The following is a 14,879-nucleotide window of genomic DNA, read 5'->3' as shown; positions in this document are numbered from 1 at the left end:
ACGTGCGCAGGCGCGTGAGCGTTCCCCGCCCGCCTGTCCCGCGGTCAGTCCAGGGCGATTCCCGGAGCGATGTCCTCGTGCCGCTCGACCGGCGTGGCGGAACCACGCGCAGCCTTCGACCGCTTGCCGCAGAACGCCGACTCCAGCGTGCCCAGCATCGTGTTGAGGACCGTCCCGTTGTTGGACGTGGTGGCGAGCGCGCTGAGGCTGCGCCCGCCGTGCTTCGTGGTGAAGGCGTACGTGTAGTAGCCCTGGACGGCCCCCGTGTGGCCGTACACGGACACACCGCACGACAGGGTGCGGCGGCGCAGCCCGAGCCCGTAGGCCTGCGAACCGCCCGCCGGCACCCACCGCTGCATCTGCGCCAGTTGCGCGGCCGAGGTCAGCCGGCCGCCGAGCAGTGCCGCGAGGAAGGTGTTGAGGTCCCGGGTGCTGGAGATGAGCGCGCCGGCGCTCTGGGCCCAGGACGCCGTCTGCCTGGTGGCGTCGACCATGGCGGAGCCCGCCTGGTCCGGGGTGAGGTAGCCGCGGGCGTGGCGGCCGGGGATCTCTGTGGCCGGATGGACGTAGAAGGTGTCGCGCAGCTTCAGCGGCTCGATGATCCGGCTTTGGTACTCGGTCCGCAGGGAGTGGCCGGTCAGCTTCCTGACGAGCATCCCCGCGATGACGAAGTTGGTGTTGGAGTACGAGTAGCCGGCGCCCGGCGCGCCGGTCCGCGGCCGGCGCAGTGACCGCTCCACCAGCTGACGGAGGGTGAAGGCCTTGGTGCGGACCGCCTCGAACCCGGGGACGGTCCTCGCGAACATCTCGTTCGTGTAGTCGTACAGCCCGCTGCGATGGCTCAGCACGTGCCGCACCGTGATCCGGCTGTCGGGCAGCAGGCCGGGCAGATAGCGGTTGACCGACGAGTCGAGCGTCAGCTTCTTCTCGTCGACCAGTTGCAGCAGCACCGTCGCGGTGAAGACCTTGGTGACGCTGCCGATGCGGAAGCGGTCGGTCTCGCCGATGGCCCGCTGTGTCTTCCGGTCGGCGACGCCCTCGACGGCCAGACGGACCGTGCCGTCGGCGTGGTCGATCCGGGCCAGCGCGCCGGGTGCGCCCTGCTTCAACGCCGTGCGCAGGACTCCGCGCAGACCGGTCAGGTCGGGTTCCGGAAGCGCGCCCGGCGCGGTGGTCCCGGTCTCGGAGGCCGTCGATTCCCGGGGTGCGGCCTGTGCGGGAACCGCCAGCAGGGACAGCAGGACCGCCCCCACCACCGTGCCCCTGCGCACCGTTGCTGATGCCATGCGACTGCTCTCTCTTCCTGTCGACGAGTCACATCGGCACAGCGGACAGACGGTTGGAGATTCGCTGATCACTGCGCGATGCGGATTCGCGCAGTATTGCCGCTTAATCGCATGAAATCGACCATTTCGGCCCTTGGTTCGCTGTCGTTCCGCAGGGACCGGCCATCCAGCGGGCCGTCAATTCTGCTTCTTTTATTGACGACGGAAAAGAACCCCTCTAGGTTCCCGGCCATGCGCTTCACCCACCGCGCCGAGACCTTCCCCGTCAACACCCCGGCCGCCGCACAGATCTTCACCGTCGTCCTGTCCCAAGGCCCCCTCACCCGCCTGGAGCTGGCGCGGCGCGCCGGACTGTCCCCGGCCGCCGTCACCAAGGCGGTCCGGCCCCTGATCGAGGCCGGGTACCTGGTGGAGGACGCCGACGAGGAGGCGCGTCCCGCGCTCGGGCGGCCGGCGAACCTGGTGCGGGTCGACGGCGGCCGGGCGCTGTTCCTCGGGATCAAGGTGACCGGCGACGAGATCATCGGCGTGCTCACCGACCTGTGCTGCCGGATCCGCGCCGCCCGCCACGTACCGCTGACGGACCGTGACCTCAAGGTGGTGCTGGCCGCGACCGCGGAGGTGGTCCAGGAACTCCTCGTTGAGGCGGACGGCCTCGGCGTGGGAGTCCTGGGTCTCGGCATCGCCGTCTCCGGCGACGTCGACCGGGGCGCGGGAGTCGTCCGTTACTCGCCCTTCCTGGAGTGGCGCGACGTCCCGCTCGCCGAACTCGCCGCCACCACCACGGGGTTGCCGGTCACCGTCGACAACGACGTGCGCGCGCTGACCGTCGCCGAGCAGTGGTTCGGCGCGGGCGCCGGCCTGTCCGACTTCGCCGTGGTGACGGTCGGCGCCGGCATCGGCTGCGGTCTCGTGGTGCACGGCAAGGTGGTCGCCGGTGCGCATGGCGTGGCGGGCGAGATCGGCCATGTGACCGTCGACCCGGCCGGACCCCTGTGCCACTGCGGCAACCGCGGCTGCGTGGAGGCGATCGCGGGGGACGCCGCGATCCTGCGGCGGATCCGCGAGACCACGGGCGTCGACGTCACCGACACCGCGTCGGCCGTACGGCTCGCCCGCCGTGGGGTTCCCGGAGCCCGCGAGGCGTACGCGCGCGCGGGCGAGGCGATCGGCCGCGGCATCGCCACCGTCGCCAACCTGCTCGGCCCCGAGCGCGTGATCATCTCCGGCGAGGGACTGGCCGCCCACGACCTGTTCGCCGAGCAGATCCGCGACGCCTTCACCGCGGCCGCCTTCGGTTCCGCCGCGCAGTGCGACGTACAGACCCGCCCGCTGCCCTTCGAGGAGTGGGCGCGCGGGGCCGCGGCCACCGCGATCCAGTCCTTCCTCCGAGCCGACACCCAGGGCGCGCCGTAACGCGCCCCCGATCCCCCACCCGCAGAGCCGACACCCAGGAGGTACGACCCATGGGGTCATCCTCGTACTCCGTCCTGCCCGCACGCGCCCTCAGAGCCGTGGTGGTCCTGGCCCTCGCGGCCGGAGCCGTCACCGCCACCCCGGTGGCCGAGGCCGGCACAGCCGCCCCGGAACTCGCCGCCAAGCCCTACATGGGCTGGTCGAGCTGGAGCATGCAGTCGTCCAAGTACCCCGGCCTCAACCCGGACGGCGACTACAGCTACCTGACCGAGGCGAACGTCCTCAAGCAGACCGACGCCATGGCCGCCAAGCTCAAGAAGTACGGCTACGAGTACGTCAACATCGACGCCGGCTGGTGGCGCGACAGCACCTGGAAGCCCGGATTCGACGCGTACGGGCGGCAGCAGGCCGACCCGGTCCGCTTCCCCAGCGGCATGAAGTCCGTCGCCGACCGTATCCACGCCAAGGGCCTCAAGGCCGGCATCTACCTGCCCGCCGGCCTGGAGAAGGAGGCGTACGGCGCCGGCCAGGTGCCGGTCCGGAACGCTGACGGCTGCACGACCGCCGACATCGTCTACGACGACCTGCGCACCACCAACGGCTGGGACAGCTCGTACAAACTCGACTTCTCCCGCCCCTGCACGCAGAAGTACATAGATTCCCAGGCGCAGTTGATCGCCGACTGGGGCTACGACTTCCTCAAGCTCGACGGCGTCGGCCCCGGCTCCGGCAAGAGCGGAGACCAGTACGACAACGTTGCCGACGTGGCCGCCTGGAACCGGGCGATCGCCGCCACCGGCCGCCCCGTCCACCTCGAGCTGTCCTGGTCCCTCGACATCGGCCGCGTCGCCGACTGGAAGAAGTACTCCAACGGCTGGCGCATCGACACCGACGTCGAGTGCTACTGCAACACCCTGGTCAGCTGGGAGAACTCCGTCGACGACCGCTGGGACGACGCCCCCGGCTGGACCCGGCACGCCGGCCCCGGCGGCTGGAACGACCTCGACGCCCTCAACGTCGGCAACGGCGAGATGGACGGCCTCACCAAAGCCGAACGGCAGAGCTACGCCACCCTGTGGGCCATCGCCAAGTCCCCCCTCTACACCGGCGACGACCTCACCCGGCTCGACTCCTACGGCCTGTCCCTGCTGACCAACCGCGAGGTCATCGCCGTCAACCAGGGCGCCACCCCGCCCGCGCGCCCCGTCACGCCCTCCGACCCCCAGCAGGTGTGGGCCGCGAAGAACCCCGACGGCACCTACACCGTCGCCCTCTTCAACCTCGCCGACGCGCCCGCCGCCGTCACCGCCGACTGGTCCACCCTCGGCTTCACCGGCAAGGCGGCCGTCCGGGACCTCTGGAACCACGAGAACCTCGGCACGTACAAGAACAAGATCACCCAGGCTCTGCCCGCCCACGGCTCCCGCCTGTTCACCGTCACCCCGCAGGGCAGCGCGCTGACCACGACCGCCTACGAGGCCGAGTCCCCGGCGAACACCCTGAGCGGCAACGCCTCCCTCGCCGACTGCTCCGACTGCTCCGGCGGCAAGAAGGTCGGCAACCTGTACCTCGGCGGCAAGCTCCGCTTCAACGATGACGTCGTCGGCAAGGCGGGCACCTACTGGATCAAGGTCGCCTATGTCAGCGGTGAGGCCCGCTCGGTCGACGTCTCCACCAACACCGGCGGCGCCACCCGCCACAAGCTCCCCTCCACCGGTGACTGGGGAACCTCCGAGACGGTCAGCGTGCCGGTGCCCCTGAAGGCGGGCAGCAACACGGTCACCTTCGACAGCGGAACGGGCTACGCCCCCGACATCGACCGCATCGACGTTCCGAAAACGTCCTGAACCACCTCCCCGGAGCGGAGCACCCATGGACACCGACCGCCCTTCGGACCAGCTGCCCAGACGCAGGCTTATCGCCCTCGCCGCGATGACCGGCGCACTCGCCGGCCTGCCGACGTTCACCGCCACCGCCGCTCCGCAGCGGCCGGCCGACTCGCTCCTGCCCGGCGGCGACGCACGCCACGAGCTGTGGTGGCAGGCCCCCGCCGACGACCGCTCGATGATCGAACAGGGGCTGCCCGTCGGCAACGGCCGCCTCGGCGCCCTCGCGAGCAACGACCCCGGCCGTGAGGTCCTCCTGATCACCGACGCCACGATGTGGACCGGCGGCCTCAACGACTCCCTCGACGCCGACGGCCAGTTCCCCTACGACCGCGAGAACTTCGGCTCCTTCACCCTGCTCGCCCGCCTCACCGTCGACCTCCCCGACCACGACCTGTCCGCCGTCTCCGGCTACCGCCGCGCCCTCGCCCTCGACCAGGGCGTGGTGACGACCTCGTACGTCCGCTCCGGCGTGACGTACCGACGGCGGATCTTCGCCAGCCGCCCCGACGACGTCATCGTGCTGCACTTCACGCAGAGCGGCGGCGGCCACCACACCGGCACCCTCACGCTGGAGGGCACGCACGGCGAGGGCACCGCGACCTCGTTCGGCGCCGCCTTCCCCAACGGGCTGCGCTACGGCGCCGCGGTCACGGCGTACGGCAGCGGCGGCCGCGTCGCCGTCGAGGGGCCGCGTGTCTCCTTCTCCGGATGCCGGGAGCTCACCGTGGTCGTGAGCGGAGGCACCAACTACGCGCCCGACGCCGAAACCGGCTACCGGGACCCCTCCCTCGACCCCGAGCGACTGGCCCGTACCAAGGTCCGCGCGGCCGCGGCGCACTCGGCCGACTCGCTCCTGCGCACCCATGTCGCCGACCACCGAGCCCTGTTCGGACAGCTGGACGTCAGCCTGGGCACGTCGTCCGCCGAGCAGCGCTCCCTGAACACCTGGGAGCGGCTGAAGGCGCGGGCCCGGGACGGGGCACCCGACCCCGAACTGGAGGCCGCCTACCTGCAGTTCGGCAGGTACCTGATGATCTCGGGGTCCCGTGGCAGCCTGCCGCTCAACCTCCAGGGACTCTGGCTCGACGGCAACGACCCGGACTGGATGGGCGACTACCACACCGACATCAACATCCAGATGAACTACTGGATGGCCGACCGCGCGGGTCTGTCCGCCTGCTTCGACGCGCTCACCGACTACTGCCTCGCCCAGCTCCCGTCCTGGACGGACCTCACCCGCAGACACTTCAACGACCCGCGCAACCGCTACCGCAACTCCACCGGCGAGAACGCCGGCTGGACCGTCGCCATCTCCACCAACCCCCATGGCGGAAACGGCTGGTGGTGGCACCCCGCGGGCAACGCCTGGCTGTGCACCACGCTGTGGGAGCACTACGAGTTCACCCGGTCGTCATCCCATCTGGAGAGGATCTACCCGCTGCTGAAGGGTGCGTGCGAGTTCTGGGAGGCGCGATTGCTCACCACGACCCTGCCGGGCACCTCGGGGGAGGTCCTCGTCGCCGACAGCGACTGGTCGCCGGAACACGGACCGCTCGACGCCAAGGGCATCACCTACGCCCAGGAACTGGTGTGGGCGCTGTTCGGCATCTACTGCACCGCCTCGGCGGAGTTGAAGAAGGACACCGGGTACGCGGACACCATCGCCTCATTGCGGCGGAAGCTGTACCTGCCGCAGGTGAGCGAGAAGACGGGCTGGCTGGAGGAGTGGATGTCTCCCGACAACCTCGGCGAGACCACCCACCGCCACCTGTCCCCGCTGGTCGGCCTGTTCCCCGGCGACCGCATCCGCCCCGACGGCTCCACCCCCGCCGACCTCGTCGACGGCGCCACCGCCCTGCTCACCGCCCGCGGCATGGAGAGCTTCGGCTGGGCGAACGCCTGGCGCAGCCTGTGCTGGGCCCGCCTGAAGAACGCCGAGAACGCCTACCAGCTGGTCGTCAACAACCTCCGCCCCTCGACCGGCGGCGGCAACGGCACCGCCCCCAACCTCTTCGACATCTACGAAGTGTCACCGGGCCGGGGCATCTTCCAGATCGACGCCAATTTCGGCACCCCGGCGGCGATGCTCGAGATGCTCCTCTACTCCCGCCCGGGCCACATCGAACTCCTCCCGGCCCTCCCGGAGGCCTGGGCGGAGTCCGGCTCCCTCACCGGGGCCGGCGCCCGCGGCGGCTTCGTCGTCGACCTGGACTGGCGGGACGGCAGGCCGACCCGGGCGCGGCTGCGCAGCGTGGGCGGCCGGACCACGACGGTGGCGTACGGCGATAAAATCCGGACCGTGAGTCTGCAGCCCGGGGGGTCCGTGACGCTGAAGGACTTCGCTCGGTGAAGGCCCGTCTCGCGCGTGCGGGCCGCGCCGTCGCCGTACTGCTGCTGGCCTCCGCTTGCCAGTCCACGGCCACCCCTGCGGGGGCACCCGACGTCCCCGCCGGCGTCGTCACCTGGGCAGCGAGCGCAGACCGCTTCGGCGAGGCCGCCGCCGACCGCGGCTACCGGCTCGTCGTACACACCAGCGTCGGGGGCCACGATGCGCGGATCCGGCTCTCCAACGCCTTCGGGGACCGGCCGGTGACCTTCGACAGCGTGTACGCCGGCCTTCAGAAGCAGGGCGCCGAACTGGTCCGCGGCAGCAACCGGAGGCTGTCGTTCGGCGGGGCGCGCTCCGTCACCGTCCCCGCCGGTCAGACCGTACTGAGCGACCCGCTGCCGGGCAGGCTGCCCGCAGCGGTCAACCTGGTGATCAGTCTCCACACACCCGACGCGGCCGGCCCGGCGACCGGCCACTGGATGGCCATGCAGACGTCCTACGCCACCCGGGGCGACCACACCGCCGAGGAGAGTGCCGGGAACTGGACGGAGACCACCGGCTCCTGGTTCTACCTCGACGCGGTCTCCGTCCGGGCGGGCGCGGACATCGGAGCCGTCGTCGCCCTCGGCGACTCCGTCACCGACGGCTGGCAGTCCACCAGCGACCAGAACCGCCGCTGGCCCGACTACCTCGCCCGCCGCCTCCACCGGGCGGACACCACCGTGAAAGGTGTCGCCAACGAGGGCATCTCCGGCAACAAGGTCCTCGCCGATGGCGCCGGACAGAGCGCCCTGAACCGACTGGACCGGGACGTGCTCTCCCAGCCCGGCCTGCGCACCGTCTTCCTCTTCGAGGGCGTCAACGACATCAAGGCCCACACCGGCGTCACCGCGGACGAATTGATCGACGGCTACCGCGAGATCGTCGACCGGGCGCGCACGGCCGGCAAGTGCGTCGCGGCGGCCACCGTCGGCCCCTTCAAGGGCTGGTCCGAATGGGACCCGGAGGCCGAAGCCGTACGCCGGGAAGTCAACGAATTCATCAGAACCAGCGGCGAGTTCGACTCCGTCACCGATTTCGACTACATCCTCCGCAGCCCCTACGACCACGAGCGCATCCATCCCACCTTCGACGGCGGCGACCACCTGCACCCCAACGACAAGGGAATGCAGGCGATGGCCGATGCCGTCGACCTCAAGAGCCTCGACTGCGGCGACCCGCTGCCGTAGGTCAGGACGCCACTCCGCGGCCCGATCCGCTCGGCTCCGGAGCGATCAGGCCCTGCCGGTAGGCGACGGCCACCGCCTCCGTACGGCTCGCCGCACCCAGCTTGGCGAGGATGTTGGAGACATGGACGCTCGCCGTCTTGCCGCTGATGAACAGCTCCTCGCCGATCTGCCGGTTGCTGCGGCCGAGGGCGAGGAGCCGCAGCACGTCCTGTTCGCGGGCGGTGAGGATCGCGGCGCGGTCGGCGGTGGAGGCGGTGTCCGACAGGCGGCCGCGGCGGATCAGGGAGTCCAGCCGGCCGAGGAGCGGAGCCGTTCCGAAGCGGACGGCCGTCTCCCGGGCCGCGCGGGCCTGTACGGCGGCCTCCTCACGTCGCTCCTCCGCCAACAGTGCCTCGGCGAACCGAAGTTGACAGCGCGCCCGCTCGTACATGTCCCCGAAGTCGAAGGCTTCGACCGCCCTCGCCCAGGCCGCCGCGTCCGGCCCGGCCACCGCCCACGCCCACTCCGCCTCCACGCGGGCGAGCCACGCCTGCCCCTCCGGACCCTGCGGTGTGGCCTCGTCACCGCGCACGGCCGTGACCCGGGCCAGGTCGCGGAGTTCGGTCGCCGTGGCCGCCCAGCCGCGCGCCCCGTTCTCGTCGCCGGCGCGGCGCAGTGCGGCGGCCCGGTCGGCCACCGCCGAAAGCGCGAGGGCGGCCAGCCGGACCGTGACGTCCGGCGGGGTGCCCGCGTCGTCGGTGAGAGCCGCGACGGTGGACCGCATCCGCTCCACGGCCGCCTCCGGCTCCCCCTGCTGCGCCGCCGCGTCGGTCAGCACGATGGCCGCGATGAGCGTGCCCATCCAGTCGAACGGCCCCTCCAGCAGGGCGCGGGCGCGGTCGGCCGCCGTGAGGTCGCCGCGCGCCAGTGCCACGTACAACGCGGGCCCGACCGTGTACCCGCCGGCCGCCGGAAGCACCGCGGCGTCCGCGGTCGCCGCGTCGACGCACTCGTCCCAGCGGCCCAGCGTGTACAGCACCAGCAGCCGGAGATAACGCATCTCCAGCGGATACGGCGAGGACCGCAGCCCCGCGCGCCGGGCCCGGTCCAGCCCCTCGGTCAGCCACGGCAGACACTCGTCCAGCTCACCCGACTCGAAGCAGCCGATGGCCAGATTGAAGAGGGCGCGCAGCTCCACTTGCGCGTTGCCCGCACTGCGCGCCAGGTCCCGGGCCTCCCGCAACCGCTCCCGGGCCTCCGGCGTACGGCGGCCACCGCCTTCGAGAATTGCCAGGGAGACGAGCAGGTCGGCCCGGGCGTCCGCCGCGTCCAGTTGGTCGGCGACGGCCAGGGCCTGCCGGGCGACCCGCAACGCCGTCTCGTGCGCACCGACCTGACGCGCCGCCAGGACGTGTGTGGCCGCCGCCCACACCCAGGTGCGGGACGGGGGATCGGCGGGGATCAGGGCCAGCGCCTCGCTGCTGTAGGCGAAGGCGGCGGTGAGACTGTCCACGGTGATCAGGTTCCCGGCGAGTGTGTACCGCACCCGGGCGGCCAGTTCGGAATCCGCGTCCTGGTCGATGCCCGCGAGCGCCGCCCGGGTGAGGGAGACCGCCCGGTGCGCCTCCCCGGCGTGCGCGGCCGCCGCCGAGGCACGCAGCGTGAGCGCCACCCGGTCCACGCCCTCACCCGTGGGCCGGGCGGGTGCTTCCACCGCCGACCACAGGTCGAGGGCGGCTTCGAGGTGCCGTAGCTCCTCGGCGGGGGCGCCGACCCGCTGGGCGTGGTCCGCGGCCTCCAGCGAGGCGGCGAGCGCCTCGGGCAGGTCGTGGCTCGCCCGGTAGTGGTGGGCCCGCTCGGCGGCGCTCTCGGCCCGGCGGCCCCGGCCGGCGAGCAGCCGGGCGAACGCGCCGTGCAGTCGGCCCCGTTCCCCCGGGAGCAGGTCCGCGTACACCGCCTCGCGGGCCAGGGCGTGCCGGAAGGCGTACGTGTCGCCGTCCCCGAGTGCCAGCAGCTGTCGGCCCACCGCCTCGCGCAGAGCCGACTCCAACTCGTCCTCGGGCAGCCCCACGGCCTCCCTCAGCAGGTCGTGCTCGACGCGGCGCCCGGCGACCGCGGCCGTGCGCAGCACCTGCTGGGCGGTCTCGGACAGCTGCTCGAAGCGGATGAGGAGGACGTCCGCCAGACCACTGGGCACCCCGCCGACGTCCGTCTCCGTGGCCGCGACCAGCTCCTCCGCGTAGAAGGCGTTGCCCTCGGCGCGCTCGACGATCCGCCGGACCGTGACATCCGGCAGCGGGCGGTCCTCCAGCGCGCGCACCAGCCGCGCCACCTCGACGTCGGCCATCGGACGCAGCTCCAGCCGCTCCACGGCGGGCAGCCGCACCAGCTCGGCCAGCAGCGGGCGCAGGGGATGGCGACGGTGCAGGTCGTCCGCGCGGTAGGAGCCGAACACCGCCAGCCGGTGTGTGGGCGCGCCGCCCGCCGACCGCTGGAGGATGCCCCGGCTGAGCAGGAACCGCAGGAGATCCCGGGAGGACTGGTCGGCCCAGTGCAGGTCCTCCAGGACCAGGAGCAGGGGAGCGATGTCCGCCACGTCGGCCAGCAGCGCCGCGATGCCCTCGAACAAGCGCAGCCGTCCGCCCATGTCCCGCACGGCGTCGGTGCCGCCGCCCAGCAGACGGTCGACCACCGGATGCCCGGCGAGGACGTCCGCGAACCGCTCGTCGGCCGCGAGCACGCCCAGGACCTCGGTGAACGGCAGATACGGCAGGCCGACATCACCGAGGTCCACGCAATGCCCGGTGAGGACCGTCATCCCGGCCGCGGCGGCCTGCCCGGCCACCTCGTCCAGCATCCGCGTCTTGCCGACCCCGGCATCCCCGGCGACCAGCACCGCCCGGGCCTCACCGCCTCGGGCGCGCTCCAGCAACCCGGAGAGCCGGGCGAGTTCTTCGTCCCGGCCGATGAGCGGTGTGGTGAGCGAGGTATGCGACACACATCCATCCTGGCACGTGACACTGACAGCACCTCTGCGAGCAAGGGCCACTGGTCCGACCGTCAGGGGCGCGGGGCTGTATCAGTATGCGGCTCCGCCGCGTGGGCGCGACCGGCCACCCACAACCGGCAGCCGCCGTCGAACGCAACACCCCGAGCTCCTAGGCGTCACTGCCGCAACACCCGAGCCCAGTCATCCGGCACCCGCCCCGCAGGGCCGGGCGTCGGCTGGTCCGCGGGGTGACTGACCGGAGGGGCCAGCTCCGGCCCGGCCTCGAACAGTTCGTTCGTCGCGAAGTTCCAGTACCAGCCCTCACCCGGCTCGTAGCTCTGCACCAGCGGATGCCCGGTCTCCCGGAAGTGCCCGGTGGCGTGCTGCGCGGGGGAGGAGTCGCAGCAGCCGACATGTCCGCACTGCGCGCAGCGCCGCAGATGGAACCACCATCCGCCGGCCGCGTCGCACTCCACGCACCCGGCACCGGTCGGCGGAACGCCGGTGTCGACTCCCTCGATCGCCCTGTCGGTCATGCCGTCTCCTCTGGTGCTGTGTCGGACTCCGCGGCCGTGAGGGGGAGGAGGACCTGGAAGCGGGTGTCGCCCGGCTCGGACTCGACCTGGAGCGTGCCGTGGTGCTTGTTGACGACGATCCGCCAGGAGATGTCCAGTCCGAGGCCGGTCCCCTCGCCCACCGGCTTGGTGGTGAAGAACGGGTCGAAGATACGGCCCCGGATCTCCTTCGGTACTCCGGGCCCGGTGTCGCGGAACTCCACCAGCAGCCGGTCGTGGTCGAGCGCGGTCCGCACGGTCAACGTGCCTTCGTCGCCCGTGCCGTTGATGGCCTGGACCGCGTTGTCGATCAGGTTGGTCCACACCTGGTTGAGCTCCGCCGGATACGCCGGGATCCTCGGGACCGTACGGTCGTACTCCTTGACGACCTTGATCCGCGGGCCGATCTTGCCCGACAGCATCAGCAGGGTGCTGTCCAGGAGTTCGTGCACGTCGGCGACCTGGTAGGGCGCCCGGTCGAGCTGCGAGTACTGCTTGGCGGCGTCGACCAGATGGGAGATCCGGGTGGTGGAGTCCGCGATCTCGTCCATCAACAGCTCGGTCTCGACCGTGTAGTTGAGCCATCCGATCGCGCTCGGCAGGAGCTCCTCGTCCACGGCCGCGGCGACCTGGTCCAGCCAGTCGCTGTCGAGCCCGGCCTGGACGAAGGTGGGGGCGATCCGCCAGCCCTCGGGGATGTCGTGGTCGTCGAGCCAGTCGGAGAGCACGTCCTCGCGGTCCGAGGCCTCCAGGGGGCTCAACGCGGGTGCTTTGGCGACGCGTTCGGCGGTGCGTTCCTGGATGTCGATGAGGTTCGCCAGGGTCTCCGGCGAGAACGAGCCCGCGGAGATGACCCGCAGCTTGTGCCGCATCTTGCCCACGCGTTCCCGCAGGGTCGCGGTGGCCCGTACGGCCGCCGCCGCGGGGTTGTTGAGCTCGTGCGTGAGACCGGCCGACAACGAGCCCAGTGCCAGCAGCCGTTCGCGCTGCCCGATGGCCCGCTGCGTGCTCTTCGCGCCGAAGAACAGTCCCTCCAGCAGATGCACCGCCATGGGGAACCATTCCCGCATGATGTTCGCGAAGGTGTCCGCGGGCAGCACGAAGAACCGCGTCGGCTCGGTGACGCGCATGGAGTTGTTGTACATCTGCTGCACCCGGTCACCGAGGTACGCCTGCATGGACCCCGCGTACACCCCGCGCTGGGAGGTCCGGCTGACCTCGACGTCGTCGTGGCCGACCCGGCGGTAGAGCACGACCGTGCCCTCGAGCATGACGTAGAAGCAGGTGGCGGGCTCGCCCTCGGTGTAGACGGGACCGGGCTCGAACTTCTCCACCCGCCCCTCGCTGCACAGTCGCCCGAGCTGTTCGGGGGACAGCTTCTCGAACAGGAACAGCGACCCGATCTCCTGCGGGCTGCAGGGCATGAGGTCCCCGCTCACGACTGCTCCAGATAACGGTGGACGAGCATCACGGCCATGGCTCCCTCTCCGACGGCGGACGCGACCCGTTTCGCCGACTCGGCACGGGCGTCGCCCGCGACGAACACGCCGGGAATGCTGGTCTCCAGGTGGTACGGCGGCCGGTCCAGCTCCCAGTCCGCCGGTGGCCGCCCGTCGGGGGTGAGGTCGGGCCCGGCCAGGATGAACCCGTTCTTGTCCCGCAGCACCGTGCCGTCCAGCCAGTCGGTCAGTGGGGCCGCGCCGATGAACACGAACAGCCACTGCGCGTCGACGAGTTCGGTCGCCCCGGTCCCGACGTCGCGCAGCGTGAGCTGCTCGAGATGCTCGGAGCCGTGCGCGGCCTCGACGACCGTGCCGCAGCGCACCGAGATGTTGGACGACTCCTCGATCTGCTGGATCAGGTAGTGCGACATCGAGGCCGACAGCGACGCCCCGCGCACCAGCAGTGTCACCGACTTGGCGCCCTTGGCGAGATGCATCGCCGCCTGCCCCGCGGAGTTGGCGCCGCCCACGATGTACACGTCGTGGCCCTGGCAGGAGGCCGCCTCGGTCAGTGCCGAGCCGTAGAAGACCCCGCAGCCGGTCAGGTCGGTCGTGCCGGGCGCCTGGAGCTGCCGGTACGACACGCCGGTCGCCAGGATCACGCTGTGCGCGGCGATGGCCGAACCGTCCGAGAACCGCACGACCCGCGCGGCCCCGTTGATCTCCAGTCCCGAGACCTCTCGCGCGGTGAGGATCTCGGCGCCGAACTTCGTCGCCTGCCGCCGGGCCCGGTCGGTGAGCTGGGCCCCCGACACGCCGTCGGGGAACCCGAGGTAGTTCTCGATACGGGAGCTCTGCCCGGCCTGCCCGCCGGTCGCCGACCGTTCCACGAGCACGGTCCGCAGCCCCTCGGAGGCTCCGTACACGGCCGAGCCGAGCCCGGCCGGGCCGCCGCCGATGACGACGAGGTCGTAGAAGTCCGCCGCGGGCGTCGTGGCCAGCCCCACGTGCGCGGCCAGCTCGGGCGCCTCCGGCTCGACCAGGGGCGTGCCGTCCGGGGTGATCACCAGCGGCAGCCGCTGCGCGTCCTGCCCGGCCGCCGCCAGCAGGCGCTGCCCCTCGGGCTCGTCCGCCGAGTACCAGCGATACGGCACCTGGTTGCGGGCCAGGAACTCCCGTACGTCCGAGGAACGCGCCGACCAGCGGTGTCCGACCACCTTGGTGGCGGGCACCGGGCGGTAGTCGCTGGACCGCCACGCCTCCAGGAGGTCGTCCAGGACCGGGTACAGCTTCTCCTCGGGCGGATCCCACGGCTTGAGGAGGTAGTGGTCGAGGTCGACGACGTTGATCGCGTCGATCGCCGCGTTCGTGTCCGCGTACGCGGTCAGCAGCACCCGCCGCGCGCCCGGATACACGTCCAGGGCCTGTTCCAGGAACTCGATGCCGTTCATCTGCGGCATCCGGTAGTCCGCCAGGATCACGGCCACCAGATCCCCGCGCAGCTTCAGCTCGCGCAGCGCCTCCAGCGCGGACTCGCCGGACTCCGCGCGCACGATGCGGTACGACTCGCCGTAGCGGCGCCGCAGGTCCCGGGCGACGGCCCGGGAGACTCCCGGGTCGTCGTCCACGGTCAAGATGACGGTCCGCGTCGCGTCCGCGGCCTGTGCCATACGTCTCCCACCCCGAGGTCGGACTCACGGCGCGGTGCCCCGCAGTCCTGCAGCCAGGCATGCGGCCACCGGCCGGTTTCAGCCCATCGTATGTTC

At 71.7% G+C, this 14,879-nt stretch carries 9 protein-coding genes; 4 read left to right on the top strand and 5 right to left on the bottom strand.

The genetic code is table 11. The features are described 5' to 3' along the window. Positions 1-44 precede the first annotated feature (44 nt). The gene (locus QFZ76_RS05400; protein ID WP_307672610.1) at positions 45-1,286 is read right to left on the bottom strand and encodes a serine hydrolase; all 1,242 of its coding nucleotides are present in this window, start codon (positions 1,284-1,286) and stop codon (positions 45-47) included. Between the two features lie 231 nt (positions 1,287-1,517). On the opposite strand from QFZ76_RS05400, the gene QFZ76_RS05395 reads away from it, so the two are divergent. The 4 genes from QFZ76_RS05395 to QFZ76_RS05380 are packed head-to-tail and all read left to right on the top strand — an operon-like array spanning position 1,518 to position 8,149. Beyond that, a complete protein-coding gene (locus tag QFZ76_RS05395; protein WP_307672609.1) occupies positions 1,518-2,702 on the top strand; it encodes an ROK family transcriptional regulator in 1,185 nt (394 codons plus the stop codon). A gap of 50 nt (positions 2,703-2,752) precedes the next feature. Continuing rightward, positions 2,753-4,549, top strand: a complete 1,797-nt coding sequence (locus QFZ76_RS05390) for a carbohydrate-binding protein (protein ID WP_307672608.1) — start codon at positions 2,753-2,755, stop codon at positions 4,547-4,549. 25 nt (positions 4,550-4,574) lie between these two features. Continuing rightward, the gene (locus QFZ76_RS05385) at positions 4,575-6,941 is read left to right on the top strand and encodes a glycoside hydrolase N-terminal domain-containing protein (protein WP_307672607.1); all 2,367 of its coding nucleotides are present in this window, start codon (positions 4,575-4,577) and stop codon (positions 6,939-6,941) included. Continuing rightward, positions 6,938-8,149 carry an SGNH/GDSL hydrolase family protein gene (locus tag QFZ76_RS05380; protein ID WP_307672606.1) on the top strand — a complete coding sequence of 404 codons (1,212 nt, stop codon included), beginning with the start codon at positions 6,938-6,940 and terminating at the stop codon, positions 8,147-8,149. The genes QFZ76_RS05385 and QFZ76_RS05380 overlap by 4 nt, the downstream gene beginning before the upstream one ends. A 1-nt stretch (position 8,150) precedes the next feature. On the opposite strand, the gene QFZ76_RS05375 is transcribed toward QFZ76_RS05380, so the two are convergent. From QFZ76_RS05375 to QFZ76_RS05360, 4 genes are all read right to left on the bottom strand, one after another. Then, entirely contained in the window at positions 8,151-11,126 is a 2,976-nt protein-coding gene (locus QFZ76_RS05375) for a helix-turn-helix transcriptional regulator (RefSeq protein ID WP_307672605.1), read from the bottom strand. 167 nt (positions 11,127-11,293) lie between these two features. Beyond that, on the bottom strand, positions 11,294-11,653 hold the full coding sequence (locus tag QFZ76_RS05370) for a UBP-type zinc finger domain-containing protein (RefSeq protein ID WP_307672604.1): 360 nt from the start codon (positions 11,651-11,653) through the stop codon (positions 11,294-11,296). Then, on the bottom strand, positions 11,650-13,110 hold the full coding sequence (locus QFZ76_RS05365; protein WP_307672603.1) for an ATP-binding protein: 1,461 nt from the start codon (positions 13,108-13,110) through the stop codon (positions 11,650-11,652). The genes QFZ76_RS05370 and QFZ76_RS05365 overlap by 4 nt, the downstream gene beginning before the upstream one ends. Continuing rightward, on the bottom strand, positions 13,107-14,783 hold the full coding sequence (locus tag QFZ76_RS05360) for an FAD-dependent oxidoreductase (protein ID WP_307672602.1): 1,677 nt from the start codon (positions 14,781-14,783) through the stop codon (positions 13,107-13,109). Before QFZ76_RS05360 ends, QFZ76_RS05365 begins: the two co-directional genes overlap by 4 nt. Between the last annotated feature and the right edge of the window lie 96 nt (positions 14,784-14,879).

The sequence above is a fragment of the Streptomyces sp. V4I2 genome, assembly GCF_030817655.1.
GTDB classification, from domain to species: domain Bacteria; phylum Actinomycetota; class Actinomycetes; order Streptomycetales; family Streptomycetaceae; genus Streptomyces; species Streptomyces plumbiresistens.
This window is presented reverse-complemented; position numbering and strand designations above follow the sequence as displayed.